Below are 12,097 nucleotides of genomic sequence, written 5' to 3' on the forward strand. Positions count from 1 at the left end.
AATTAAATTTTATAATAAAATGAGAAGAGATCGAGTGTATATCGCTTATCAAAAATGGGATGATTATTCCCTATCGAGTCTGGCGGGCAAGACATTGACCGCGATGAAGAATAATCCTTTATTTCCTGATCCGAGACCGGAGATGGCGGATTACGAAATACTGGTCAACGACTACAGGACTAAACATGAGGTTGCCGCAATACGGGGCAGTCAGTTGGAGAAAAAAGCCAGAGACAATGCCCGGGATAAAGTGCTGGACGCTATGCGGCAATTGGCTTTTTATGTCAATATAACAGCGGATGGAGATGGAGAAATTCTAGCCAGTTCTGGCTTTATGTTGGTTCCCCCTCCAAAATCTGTGGGCTATCCTACCGTAATCGTGGGGATGCGCCTGGAAGATGGACGTACATCTGGAGAAGTAAAGTTTAGTTTTACACCACAGAAGAATATCTCGGAATACGAGTACTGCTATACAACGGTATTAGACTCGGAGAATCAGCAGGTATGGGGAGATATCCTAAGTACGGGGAGCTCGAGGGGCAATTATATCGGTGGTCTGTCCCCTGGAGATAAGGTCTACTTTCGTGTGCGCGGACGCAATAACAAGGGAATAGGCGATTGGTCAGAAAATATTTATCTAATCGTAAGATAAGGAGGTAAATCATCAATGGTTAATGATAGATGACTAATGAGAAGAGTTAGAGGGTGAGAAAGTTAGATGGTTAATCGATCTAACTCCCTCTAACCTCCTTTAACTATCTAGTGTTATCTAATACCTTAGCCTGGTTGGGTAATCACGGTTCTTCATTTTAACTATTTCTAACTCTATAACTATTTTATAACATGACAACAATAACAGATAATCCTTCATGGCTAGCCCAGGGCTGGCGGGGAGAACTTACGCTTCGGGAGAAGCTGTTCTTCGGCTTTCTTTTCCTGATTATCGCTTGGGTAGGCGTATCGGTCATACTACAGCTTATCGATCCAGCTATCGGCGTATTGGATTTCGGGATACTGACGGTTGCGGTCTTCGGACTGCTGCTGGGATGGCTCGCTGTCTATATCAGTGTCTGGCTACAGGAACTGCTGTGGCATCCATTTAAATCTTTTCGTAAACAGTTTGGTCAACATTTTAACCAATTGACATCATGGCAACAATGTATTCTTTATTTCTCAGTTTTCTTTTTATTGCTGTATGCAGTGATAATGGTGATGAAAGTGGTGTTTTAAGTTCGCTCAGGCCACAGCTGTCATTTTCCATGACGAGGACATACTTTTTTTCCGCTAAAAAGTATGCAAAAAACTCATCGCTTAAAATTTTTGACACGAAGTCCGTGCATCCCAGTACAATTGTCAAAATTTTTGTAGGCGATAAATTGGGAGAATGGATGGTATTTGCTAGTAATTGCTTACCCTCTACATTAATATCTCCTGTGAAGCAGCTAGCTATTAAGGATGACCTTTTAGCATATGGAGTCAAAGGTCGTAAAGCGACGAATAGCAGTTCTGTACATTTTGCACTAGATCAGGATTCCCAGTCGAAGGGGAGAATAGAAGGGCAGGGGACCTTGGGGACCGCCTGTGTAGCTTTGCGAAGCCGTGATGAACATAAGCTAAACAGTCTTGATCTTTGTGGCACTTTCTATCAAGGGAAAGTGCCTAGGCAGTCCGCCAATGAGGACAAGAGCAACTTAATAATAGCAATTGCTTCAAAAGAACTTGACGTTCGCGAAGCTACAGGCAACAACGACGGAAAGCGTGTGGAGGAATACCTTCGCTATACGAATCTTGGTAAAGGGCACGAATGGTGTGCAGCGTTTGTCTCTTGGTGTTATGGGCAAGCTGGTTTACCTGTTCCACGTAACCCGTGGTCTCCGGCCTTGTTTCCAAAAGCTAAGGTATATTGGAGAAGTGGTGAGAAGGTGAATGCGTTAAAAAGTGAGAATGTAAAAGCTAATGTATTCGGAGTATATGGAGTTAAAGCAAAACGTATCAATCATGTAGGCTTGGTGAAAGAAATCGCTAATGATTATCTGATTACCATAGAAGGCAATAGCAACGATCGGGTGGAATCCAGACGAAGACATTTGAAGACGGTGTATGCTTTGGCGGATTGGGTTAAATAGTATTTAGTACCTAGTATTTAGTATGGAGATTATCACTTTCTTTAATTCTATTATTATGAAATACTCATGTTTAGCGAAACACAAACACTCATAGTCCGCCAGCTGGCGGATGACCATTAAAAAACAGATTATACACATATGAAACATATCACTCTTGTCCCGATTATCGGGTGCTTCACTATCATAACCTTCAGCATCCTCTTCACTTTCTCTTCTTGCCGAACGCTAAAACAAAAGACATTCGAACAAGAGTCAATGATACAGAAACAATATACGGGTGTACAGAGCCGGCAGGCGGCAATGTCAGAGTGGTGGGACAGTACAGGTCGGTATTGGTTCTTTAGCACAGACAGTGCTTTCTATTACCACCCCGATAGTGGATTGTATGCTACACAAGGCATGCTGTCTATGAGCGAAAGTAACCTACAGGTACATCGTCAAGAGTTACTGCTCGATAGTATCCATACGGTTACGGCCCAACAGGAAAGCTACAATGTCTGGAAGACATATTATCGTCGGGTAACGGATAGTAGGTGGACGATACTGTTAGTTGTGGTCGTATTATTGGGTTGTGGCTTTCTCTTTAAACGTATAAGACGGATGTAAAGCTATTACCTACATCCGTCTTAATACTCAATTTTTGATGTTTATAAACTATTTTAAATAGCCGTAGAAAAAGTCACCAGCATTGCTCTGAGGAGATAGTCCGCCTAGAGGTTCTGTAACTTTCGATGAACTACTACTTACCCAGTCAATTACAAAAGGACCTTTCAGAATGTAATCTTCTAATACACTAAGCTGTGCCAAACGTGAAGTCCAGTTTCCGTTGGAGAAATCTCGCTTTGGATCGGTGAGTCTCAGTACGTTCTGGTTAATGGTGTATGTAAAAGACATATCTGCTATATAATTTGTCGTACCTGATGAGTAATACACCGTTAAGGTCGCCTGATTTTCCGATATCAATTTAAATTCTATATATCGGATGGCCCGTCCAGAGCTTGTAAAGTTAGTATTAACTGTTTTCCAAAGGTTGTTGAAAGTCGAGTTTACACCATCTGGCAGTGTATTATTGCTGGTGCCAATGATAGAGTATGTCTTTTTGAAACCAAATTGTAGAATAAGTGGGAAAACCGGTGTTGGATTGGCCTGTACCTCGATCTGTTGCCCGCCAACGGTCACTAGGTAGGTTTTCTTTTCATTATCCCATTTGAATTCTTCTATTAAATTTCCCCCAATCTTCAAGAAAGTGGATACTATCCCCTCGGGGGTATAAAAAAAGGACGAAGACAGATTAGTAATGGTCGTACCATCTGCTTCGAGCCAGCTCAAGGTTACCTGGCGACTTGTCTGATCGATAGCAAGTGCTATTTTTTTATTGTCGACCAATATGTAAGGATATTTATGACTATTCATAAACGTAGTCAATAGCTGTCTTGACTGTCCTAAGCCACCCTCAAGAAAGCTTTTTTGTTCAGCTTCCGTTGCTTTTATGAGAAGAAGCTGAGACGTGTTTTTATTCCCGATTAATCCTACCGTATCACCGCTGAATTTCAGAAGGCTATAATCATTGTCACCAAACAAACCTTGACCATTAGTTCCTCCATTGACTGATCCCTGAGGATCGGCTAGCATGGAGATGTAATTGTAGGTGTCAAAAATTACACTTGGACGTTGTAACGCTTTTAGGCGATAACTGCTGGATTGTAACTTCACTGCCGAGTTTCCATCAAAATCAGACAACATATTTACACGGCCGTCTTTATCGAATTGCATAAAAAAAGCAAAGGTCTTTTCTGCCCTTGTAAATAAGGTAGCTTTGTAGCCATACGGGGCTTCTGTGAGAGTCTGTAAACTCTTTTCCAGGTAGGTATTCAGTCGACTATCTGGATCCTCCAGGATTGGGTCGTCTTCTTTTTTGCAAGCAAAAAGTGAAACAAGTAGGACCACAAACAGGAGACTATGTATTTTTCTTAAATTCATCTTAATAACTATTTTTTAACAAACCATACATATAATTTTCTGGATTATCATCTCTTCGCATCTTGGCATATGGGGTCGGGTAAATACCATCATTGGACCAAGAGAAGTGGAATGTCTTACCATCAAAATAATTGATCATTTCGCGCAGATAGGGTAGTACAGCATTTGCATTGCCACCAGCAGTCGAATTTAGATCTGTTGAAGTCCCTACAAATGCAAAAGTTGTCTTCTTCGTATTGGCATTCTCTACATAGTTAAATTTGAAATCCGCGTTATAGATAGAAGTCGGTGAGTTTGGATTCTTATATTTTAACCGGAGCATCATATTGTTTTTGTTGTAATAGATGACATTTACATCCTCAAGGTATCGTCCTACATTGCCATAAGTTCCCAAAGAAGCTGATGCTTTTTCAAAAGTCTCTTTAAACAAGGGAGACCAATTGGGAATATCAGTGGTATTGGACGTGAACAGTACAGAGGAAGATCGTTCAAATCCAAGCTGTTCGAATGCACTCGGTGGAGGAGAGAGCTTATTGATTGCTGCTTCTGTTTTCTGCTGCAGTGCATACAGGTCAATATTCCAGGTCTGTCTGAAATAATTCAATACAACCTGTTGTTTCTGACGTATTTTTTCTACTCCCTGTGGATCAGTGATGGATTTGATAATCTCTTCAAAGGGTTCATAGCCTTGTGTCAGCATAATCGACGCTATTTCTACAAAGTCTTCATCTGGTCCGGACATCGCATATGAAGAAATAAAGCCAGCTTTGCGAGCATCAGCGACATTCACCTGATTCCAGGTCGAGGTGTAATCGGCCGCTGTAATGGCTTCAAATTCCTTAGGGTACATTACAGTCTGGTGTAAGATGTGTGCAAACTCATGGTGTATGGTTTTTAGCATTGCCTGTACCAATGCACGGTCTTTTACATCGAACCAATTGACCCGATAAAGGACAATTTTTGCTCCTGCTTCGGCCGTACCCAATGTAATTGTTCCGGAAGAGTTATACTCGGGGCTGCCCACTAACAGATATTGGCGGGGAGCAAATTTCTTGATAAAATCTTCTCCAGCTATTTCTACATAAGGCTCAATCCATCCCTTCATAATCATCTCCATTACAGGAATAACTTTATCCTCTTTTGGCGGAACCAGATTGTTTACAAAACTTACTTCAGAAGCATTCCAGCGATACAGAACGTCGATGTTATAGGGCTTTGTAAATTGCTGGTAGATATATTGGTCAATTTCATTCTTTACCCATTTCTCCCCACCAAGGCCTACGATATCCTTGTCAAGGTCATCCTTTTTAGCACATGAAAGGGTAAAAAGGGATAGGGTAAAAAGAAAAATATAATTAATTAATTTATTGATTTTCATAACATATAAATTATTCATTATCAGTACTAGGTCGCGGATTCAGCTCGATATTAGACAGGCGTACTTCATCAGGAAGTTGTAATACACGTCTTAGATCATTGGGAGCCAATGTAATAGAAGAACTATTGTATACGGCATGTGTCACTGGTATTTTGTGGCGTAGAATATCAAACCAACGTAATCCCTCATGCATGAACTCGGCACGTCTGAACTGTAAACAAGATTGGATTAATCCTGCTTTTAGGTTTGCATCTGTGAATTCATCCTCCGTAAGATCTTTATAGAAAAAGGTTCGGATTTTGTTTTTATCAATCACGCGTGTTCCGTTATAATCAGCAGGCTTAATTCTGTTTTTGGCATAACCGTTCAAATCATTCATCGCTTCTTCATACTGCCCTAAATTGGCATAGGCTTCGGCACGACTCAATAAGACCTCTTCTGTGGTGAATAAAGGTACCATATTGTACCCTACACCCGTCGTTGCATTGATGCTGTTTCGTACAAAGTGCTCCATGGACTTGCGGGTATAGTAGGACTGACTACTGATAGACCAGGTGCGGATCGCGGTCAGTGCGCCGGCCACTGTATTTCGGGTAATCTCGTTCATCAATGCCGATGTTGTTGAATAACGGTATTGACGAAAGCGACGTGCCCACCAAGAGGTGGTCTCCGCAATCAGAAGGTTAGCCCGTTCTGTAGACTGTGTGTAGGTCCGAGCAAATTCCTCGGAGCCAAAGGTCGCATATTTTCCATTGAGATCACGCATGTTTGCTTCAATGTTTCCTTCCGGAAATGCAAAGCCTGCATGAGCCACAACTTTAGGATAATCGCCTTTGAACAAGTAAAAACGAACAGCAAAAGCATGGGCTGCCTTTCTTGTAAAGTGGTATGATGGCACTTTATAGTTGTCCACGATCAACGGCAGACCTGCCGTTAGATCACGCTCAATCTTTTCGTATACGGTACTTACTGTATTCCGTTCGTAGTTTTTCCAAACCACGGTTTCAGGGACTTCTACATATGGAATACCCAAATCAGAACTAGCGGTAGCTGGATCGTAAAATTTGGAAAATAAGTTGACCAACATAAAATGGGCATATGCACGTGCGACCAAGGCTTCTCCTTTCTTGGCGGCATAGTTTGCTGGATCTCCAGCTTCTTGGATTGCTTTTAGAACCTCGTTGGCCGCTGCTATGGCGCGATATGCATTATTCCAATAATAGATCGGCGAATCCTGACCTACTGCATTTACATCCATCCAGGCATAGCTATTGGTATTGATCTCATCGTTGGTGGTCATTCCAAAGTTGTCGGTGACATTGTCCCCCATAGCTTCACAAAAGGTGATATAGTTGCCAGAAGGGTAAGCCGAAACCAATAGCTCAGACAGCTTTTCGCCATTGTTCAGAATGGTACGCTGATCGGGTAGAGTGTCCAAGTACTTTTGGCAGCTTGAAAAACCCAACGCTAATGCGCAGAGCGTGATAGTATATATATAACGATTCTTTTTCATCTCTAGATTCCGATTTTTAAGGTTAATGTAAATTGTTTAGGCATGGGATTGGCTACCCCGCCTGAATTGAAAAACTCCGGATCCTGACCTTTTAATTTTTTGTCTGCATAGATCAACCAGATGTTGTTCGCATTAAAGGCTGTAGAAAGTGACTTCACTTTAAGATAGGAGCTGATATGCGCTGGTAACTGGTAGTTTAATGCAATTGTTTTTAACCGAACAAAAGAACCATCCACCACTCTTTCTGTTGAGAAATTGTAGTTATTATAAGGATAGGTACTGCCCAAGAATTCTTTTATCTGCCCATCAATAATAGATGGAATATTGGTGGTCGCTTCATCGCCAGGCATTGTCCAGCGATCTAAAAATTCTCTAGGGGTGGCATCCAGATCACTGTATTCGCTTTTGAATACCCTGTCCAGACGGATCTTATTGCCCCACTGGTAGGTTACAAAGACATTTAGTGTAACACCCTTGTAGGAAACCACATTGGATAAACCACCTGTATAGAGTGGGTCTACAGAGCCTTCCATTTTCAGATAGTCTGTATTGGTGCTTTGTAGGTATACATGTGGGTTTAGCGAACCATTATGATCGATGAAAGTCGGAACTCCGGTCAATGGATCTAGCCCTTCAAATGCGACCGAATATAAACCTCTAACTGGCCCGCCTATTTTTGGTCCTCCTTCAGGAATAACTAAATCAAAGATCCGAGGTAAGCTGCGAAGGTTTTTGATTTTATTCTTAACATAGCCCAGGGTAAAATTGGTACGGTACTTCCAGTCCGATTCGCGGAACCAGCTCATACCCATGGTGATGTCTATCCCGTTGGAAGTCATGTCCGCATAATTTGCCGACTTGGTCGCTTGACCACCGATACCAGAAGTACGTACGGTATTGATTAACTCAAAGCCATTTCTGTGGAAATAATCTGCAGATAATGTGAATCTATTTCGGAATATTCCTAGATCAAGTCCTGCATTGGTCTCGTATTGTTTTTCCCAGGTCAGTTCGGCATTCTCTAAAGCTGAGATTACGATTTTGGATTCAATCTCTGAAACATACGGCCTGTTGGTCTGGGTATTGTTAAAGATTGCTGTCGAGTTGCGCGCATTTCCAATATTGGCCGTTAGACCATAGGTACCACGGAGTTTTAACATGGATATGGCCTCGACGTCCTTCATAAAAGGTTCTTCGTCTATATTCCAGGCACCGGAAAACGTCCAGGTAGGTAACCATCTTGACTTGCGTGTATTTCCCATCTTGTTAGAACCATCGTAGCGGCTAGAGAAGCTGAATACATAACGGCTCTTATAATCGTATTGTACATTTCCAAAGAATGAAACAAACCGATCATAGTTGTAGTCCATGCCAAAGTAATTATAGTTTCCTTCTAGCATCTGTTTGACAATACGGTAATCAGTGAAAGGAACGCCTCCTTTGTCATACTGGTAACCATATCCGTTGTTATAGCTATTCTGGCGGTCTGCAAAACGGATATCCTGTCCTACAAACGCATTGATCCGATGGCCATCCAAGAAATCTGTCTTGTACTGCAGGGTGTGACGGCCATAGTAGCTCTTTAACATATCATCGCCACGTAGATAGAAACCTCCCTCTGGCAGCACAATCTGTTTCTCCTGATACGGTTTGTCGGGGTCATTGTACAAGAAGTTGTTGCGATCCCGGATTGTAGAGTTGTTGGCAGCACGATAGGCCCCTGACATATTCGAATATTCAGTAATCATATTCTCTCTGCTGCTCTTTACATAGCGTACTGATCCTAATGCTTTATATTCTAGATTTTTAAGGATCTTTACTCCCAGTTCTCCCTGAATTTTAAAGTCTACCATGTTGACTTGGATCTTGTTGTTCTCCAGTTCATGGATGATATTAAATGGTGCGTAGTTACGGGTGAAAAATTCAAGATCGCCATTTTCATCATATGGAGTAAGTGTGCGACTCGTATTTAAAGCATAAGAATAGGGATTGATATCAAAGTTACGTGTATATTCACCGCGTACGACATCATTCTCCCGTGCTAACGTTCCAGGAACTTTCTGATCCCGTAAGGAGCCATTTACAATAACACCAGCCGTTACACGGTCCCCGATTTTATATTCCGAACGCATGTTGCCAGTAAACCGTTTTACATTATCAGCAATAGTATAGCCATTATCGTTGTAATAACTGCCCGAAAAATAATGACTGGCTTTATCGGTCCCTGATGATATGGAGATGGAATGCTCCTGTACAAAGGAGTTACGGAATAAGACGTCAAACCAATTGGTATTGGCTTTAGCGTAGCGGCTCAAAAATTGTTCTCTAGCTTCGGTTGTATTCTCCAGGAGAAATTTTCCTGTAGACTCGTCATATGTGTTAATAAGGTTGTACATTTTGGTGTAAACCCCACCATTCGCTTTACGAAGTGCCGGTGCGAGATTAAGCAATCCCTTACGGTCCATTTCAGAGTATACAGACATCTGATCTGCAGAGTTCATGATGTTGAACGTAGAATAGGAAGGTTTTAGGTAGGTAGAGAAATTTCCTGTATAGTTTACCATAGGTGCACCAATTTTTCCTTTTTTGGTGGTGATGACCACTACACCATTCATCGCACGTGCACCATACAAAGCTGTTGCTGAAGCATCTTTCAGGATTTCGAAAGATTCGATATCCTCGGCATTGATCCCTGCGACCGAAGAACCAATTAAGGTCAGTGCATCACCACTTGACAGTTGATCGTTGGAGATATTTACGATATCCTCTAATACGACACCATCAACGACCCATAATGGTTTGTTATCTCCAGTAATTGAGGTGGCCCCACGGACCCGTATTTTGGGAGCAGAACCGAAGGTTCCGGAGACATTCTGTACGGAAACACCTGCAACACGGCCTTCCAGCATACGTCCGATATCTGTCATCCCCTCGATCTTTGTGTCTTCCATTTTTACCGAAGCAGAAGCACCCGTGAATAGCTTTTTGCTGATATTCTGAAACCCTGTGACGACGACTTCTTCCATTTCGTTGTCACCTAAAACTAATACAACCCGAAGTGGAGCATCTTGATAAGGGCGTGTTACAACATTATAGCCAAGCATATTGATGCGTATGCTAGCATTTCGCCCCTGTACCCGGATATGGAAGTCTCCATTACCATCGGTAATTGTTGTCAGGGGCCCCCCGACCTCAGTAACGGTGGCACCAGCAACCGGTTTTCCCTGTTCATCAACGACCTTTCCCGACATCTCAAGCTGTTGTGCCGCTTGCGAACGTTTTGTTGTTTCGTCAACAGGGGGGGCTTTCCTTGGAGCGATTGTTATGATTTTGTTATTCAGGCTATAACCGAAAGGTTGCTGTGCAAATATGGCATCCAATGCCTGCTGTATAGGCGTGTTTTTTAGTTCTATGGAAACTGTCTTTGCTTTACTTAAGTATGCCGCATTGATAAAGAAATCATAAGTCGTTTGTTTTTGTACCTCATTAAGCGCCTGCTTCAGCGGGACGTTCTTAAGCGACAAGCTAACATGTTGAGCCATACTGTTGCCCATAGCCTGTAAGTTAATACACAGAAATATAAAAAATGTTAATCGCATACAGATCAAACTAATAGAACGGGTGAAATCTATCTTTTTACTATTTTTTCGGTGAAATGGAACAGTGGATACTGTTATATCTTCCATAATTATTTAATTGGATCGCACAAATACAGGATACCAAATCCATTGATATCTTTATATTTGTACAATAAGGTTAGTTATTCTGTTTACTTATTCAGTGTGAAAACCTTAGCTTATGTTCCAAGGGTGTTGCAACCACCCTTGGTTCTTTATATAACTAAGGACAAAGTAGAGTTTACATGTCCATAAATATCCTCCTTCCTTTCATTGAAAACTTATAGGACGTATTTACAGATAATACTGTCAGCAGCTGATCTAAAGCTACATTTTTTGACAGGCTACCTTCAATTAGGATTGGAGGGATAGCTCCCTTGTGGACGAACTCAATATCGTACCAACGCTCAATATCGCGCAAGACTTCCTCTAAGGGAGCTCTTGAGAAAATAAACCGATTCTGGATCCAGCCTACATATTCTTCTGTTCGTACAGGTTGCACCTGGATCTGTTGGCTATGAACGGTCGCCTGTTCCCCCGGTCTGAGCATAACACTCGTAGGGGTAGGAGTATCTTCTAGACGTACTTTGACGGTACCTTCAATAAGGGTGGTCGCCATTGTGTTTTCTTCTGCATAAGATTTGATATTAAATGTGGTTCCCAGTACTTCTATAGCCTGTTTTGCAGTATGCACGACAAAAGGGGCTGCAGGATTCTTTACCACTTCAAAATATCCCTCTCCCTCAAGGTATACTTCGCGTTTTCCGGCCTTAAATGCCAAAGGGAAACGAAGTGTCGATTCTGAATTTAAATACACCTTGGTACCATCTTCCAATAAAAACTTGGTAAATCCGCCTTTAGAGGTATGGATTCTATTCATCTGTTGGTTAGCCTGTTGCTGACCTTCGTTTGTATACAGCAATTTTAGTTCTCCTGTTTCGGATTGAACGATATGGATATCCTCATCTTGATATACGGTGCCGGGCATATTTTCCTGTATTACGACAACCTTTCCATCCGGTAGCGTAATTTTAGAAATATTTTCTGAAGAATAGACTGTCGCCGGTGAAGTGAGTGGTAATTCCTCAGGAGAGGGAGGGGCAGTCAGGTACCAATAAAGCCCAAAGACGGTCAAGAGCGTGGCTGCTACACCGGTCCAGATGCGGAATTGTAGAGTACGCTTGTTTTTCTTGGGAGATAAGGTGGACGTTGGTACTGTTCCAGATGCCGTTGCTATGTCAATATTCTCCCACAGCTTGTTCAGTTTTCCGTGCCATAACTGGGGTCTTTGATCTGCAATTTGTTCCCAATCAGAATCGTCTAGTCCCAATGTTGTTAGGAAAGCGACCAGCTCATCCTTATCGACATGTTGCAGCTCTTTTAGAAAAGCTTCTAAGGGATGCTGGTCCAATTGATTGGATAGAAAACGTACTACATTATGTTTAAACTCCGTGGTTAGTGGCATAACAAATTAAGGTTTAAC

General features: G+C 42.0%; 9 protein-coding genes. 4 read left to right on the plus strand and 5 right to left on the minus strand.

The window, feature by feature from the left end; all coding sequences use genetic code 11:
* Nucleotides 1–19 precede the first annotated feature (19 nt).
* The 4 genes from JKG64_RS11395 to JKG64_RS11410 all read left to right on the plus strand — a co-directional run bounded on the left by JKG64_RS11395 (nucleotide 20) and on the right by JKG64_RS11410 (nucleotide 2,732).
* Entirely contained in the window at nucleotides 20–652 is a 633-nt protein-coding gene (locus JKG64_RS11395) for a fibronectin type III domain-containing protein (RefSeq protein WP_210354440.1), read from the plus strand.
* A 191-nt stretch (nucleotides 653–843) separates the two neighbouring features.
* Nucleotides 844–1,230, plus strand: coding sequence for a hypothetical protein (locus JKG64_RS11400; RefSeq protein ID WP_210354441.1), 387 nt, complete (start codon nucleotides 844–846; stop codon nucleotides 1,228–1,230).
* On the plus strand, nucleotides 1,149–2,126 hold the full coding sequence (locus JKG64_RS11405) for a CHAP domain-containing protein (protein ID WP_246512569.1): 978 nt from the start codon (nucleotides 1,149–1,151) through the stop codon (nucleotides 2,124–2,126). Before JKG64_RS11400 ends, JKG64_RS11405 begins: the two co-directional genes overlap by 82 nt.
* Nucleotides 2,127–2,264: 138 nt before the next feature.
* Entirely contained in the window at nucleotides 2,265–2,732 is a 468-nt protein-coding gene (locus JKG64_RS11410) for a hypothetical protein (RefSeq protein ID WP_210354442.1), read from the plus strand.
* Nucleotides 2,733–2,780: 48 nt separating this feature from the next.
* On the opposite strand, the gene JKG64_RS11415 is transcribed toward JKG64_RS11410, so the two are convergent.
* The 5 genes from JKG64_RS11415 to JKG64_RS11435 form a co-directional block, all read right to left on the minus strand.
* Nucleotides 2,781–4,106 carry a DUF4302 domain-containing protein gene (locus JKG64_RS11415; RefSeq protein WP_210354443.1) on the minus strand — a complete coding sequence of 442 codons (1,326 nt, stop codon included), beginning with the start codon at nucleotides 4,104–4,106 and terminating at the stop codon, nucleotides 2,781–2,783.
* Nucleotide 4,107: 1 nt separating this feature from the next.
* Nucleotides 4,108–5,484 carry a zinc-binding metallopeptidase gene (locus tag JKG64_RS11420; protein ID WP_210354444.1) on the minus strand — a complete coding sequence of 459 codons (1,377 nt, stop codon included), beginning with the start codon at nucleotides 5,482–5,484 and terminating at the stop codon, nucleotides 4,108–4,110.
* 10 nt (nucleotides 5,485–5,494) lie between these two features.
* Complete coding sequence (locus tag JKG64_RS11425) at nucleotides 5,495–6,997, minus strand: RagB/SusD family nutrient uptake outer membrane protein (RefSeq protein WP_210354445.1); 1,503 nt, start codon at nucleotides 6,995–6,997, stop codon at nucleotides 5,495–5,497.
* A gap of 2 nt (nucleotides 6,998–6,999) precedes the next feature.
* Complete coding sequence (locus tag JKG64_RS11430; RefSeq protein WP_210354446.1) at nucleotides 7,000–10,596, minus strand: SusC/RagA family TonB-linked outer membrane protein; 3,597 nt, start codon at nucleotides 10,594–10,596, stop codon at nucleotides 7,000–7,002.
* 259 nt (nucleotides 10,597–10,855) lie between these two features.
* The gene (locus tag JKG64_RS11435) at nucleotides 10,856–12,079 is read right to left on the minus strand and encodes a FecR family protein (RefSeq protein WP_210354447.1); all 1,224 of its coding nucleotides are present in this window, start codon (nucleotides 12,077–12,079) and stop codon (nucleotides 10,856–10,858) included.
* Nucleotides 12,080–12,097: the final 18 nt, after the last annotated feature.

The organism is Sphingobacterium tabacisoli, from assembly GCF_017908035.1.
GTDB lineage: Bacteria > Bacteroidota > Bacteroidia > Sphingobacteriales > Sphingobacteriaceae > Sphingobacterium > Sphingobacterium tabacisoli.